The following is a 758-nucleotide window of genomic DNA, read 5'->3' as shown; positions in this document are numbered from 1 at the left end:
CCGCGTCTCGCTGTTCAGCATGCTCATCGGCTTTGTCTTCTGGTACCGGGGCCTGGCCCAGGGCGGCATTGCGGCCGTGGGCCAGATCCAGCTGCTGCAGCCCTTCATGGGCCTGGGCCTGGCGGCCCTGCTGCTGCACGAGCAGGTGAGCTGGGGCATGGTGCTGGTCACCATGGCCGCCGTGGTCTGCGTGGCCGGGGCCAAGAAGTACGCGCGCTGAGCCCGTCCGGCGTGGTGCAGGGCGTGGTGCAGGGCGTGGTGCGGGGGGAGCGATGCAGGGCGGTCAGCGCCCGGCCTCGCGCATCACCTGCTGCGCGAACTCCGTGGCAGATCCTTCGAACGGCTGGTTGCTGGCCGCCTCCAGCCGGCTGCGGATGGCCGGCGCGCGCAGCGCCTGGGCCACCGCGGCATTGATGCGCTGGGCCAGCGCTGGCGCCATCTGCGGCGGCGCGAACAGGCCGAACAGCGAATCCAGGTTGGCCTGCGCATGGCCCAGCTGCGCCAGCGTGGGCACATCGGGCAGGGCTGCCAGCCGCTGCGGCGCGCCCACGGCCAGGGCCTTGAGGCGGCCCGCGCGCAGCGCCTGCAGCTGCAGCGGCGCCACATTGGTGGACAGCAGCTCGAAATGCCCGGCCAGCGCATCGTTGAGCTGCTGGCCCCCGCCCTTGTAGGGCACATGCACGATGGGAATGCGCGTGGCCTGCTCTATGCGCTGCAGCACGGCGTGGCCCGTCGTGCCCTCGCCCGTGGTGACGCGG

General features: G+C 72.4%; 2 protein-coding genes. One reads left to right on the top strand and one right to left on the bottom strand.

Features of this window, described 5'->3' with window-relative positions; translation table 11 throughout:
• The coding region (locus L995_RS31165) for an EamA family transporter (RefSeq protein ID WP_047475387.1) at positions 1-220 on the top strand (220 nt) is incomplete at its 5' end.
• A gap of 63 nt (positions 221-283) precedes the next feature.
• On the opposite strand, the gene L995_RS31160 is transcribed toward L995_RS31165, so the two are convergent.
• Positions 284-758, bottom strand: a 475-nt coding sequence (locus L995_RS31160) for a tripartite tricarboxylate transporter substrate-binding protein (protein ID WP_047475385.1), incomplete at its 5' end; no start/stop codon positions are given.

Origin of the sequence: Delftia sp. ZNC0008 (assembly GCF_000799035.1) — a bacterium.
GTDB lineage: Bacteria > Pseudomonadota > Gammaproteobacteria > Burkholderiales > Burkholderiaceae_C > Comamonas > Comamonas tsuruhatensis.
This window is presented reverse-complemented; position numbering and strand designations above follow the sequence as displayed.